This window comes from Oleiphilus sp. HI0043 (assembly GCF_001634935.1).
This window is the reverse complement of the sequence record NZ_LWEY01001691.1, coordinates 1-470: the sequence shown is the minus strand read 5'-3', so window position 1 is coordinate 470 and position 470 is coordinate 1. Positions and strand designations below refer to the sequence as shown.

1 pseudogene is annotated in these 470 nt (G+C 45.5%); it reads right to left on the bottom strand.

The features are described 5' to 3' along the window. A pseudogene (gene prfC, locus A3729_RS25830) lies at positions 1-470 on the bottom strand (peptide chain release factor 3); the annotation flags it as partial.

Below are 470 nucleotides of genomic sequence, written 5' to 3'. Positions count from 1 at the left end.
CCCGAACAAATGCGCATAAATGCGATTCTGTCTCGATGCATTGGGTCCATATTTGCCTGAATTTTAAAAACGAAGCCTGTGAACTTTTCTTCTTCGGCCTCAACCTGGCGCACATTCGTCGCTCGTGATTGCGGCGCAGGCGCCCACTCAGTTAAGCCTTCAAGCATATGGTCTACACCAAAATTACCCAGAGCGGTACCGAAGTACACCGGCGTCAGTTCGCCTGCTAAAAATAGCTCATGATCAAACTCGTGCGATGCACCTTTAACTAATTCAATTTCATCTCTAAGTTCTTCTGCATAATGCCCAATCGCCTCTTCCAGCTCTGGATTATCGAGACCTTTTATTACTCTTGAATCCTGAATCTGATGACCTTGCCCCGTCTGATAAAGGACTGTCTCATCCTTATATAAGTGATAAACACCTTTAAACTCTTTACCCATGCCAATAGGCCAGGTGATTGGTGCACA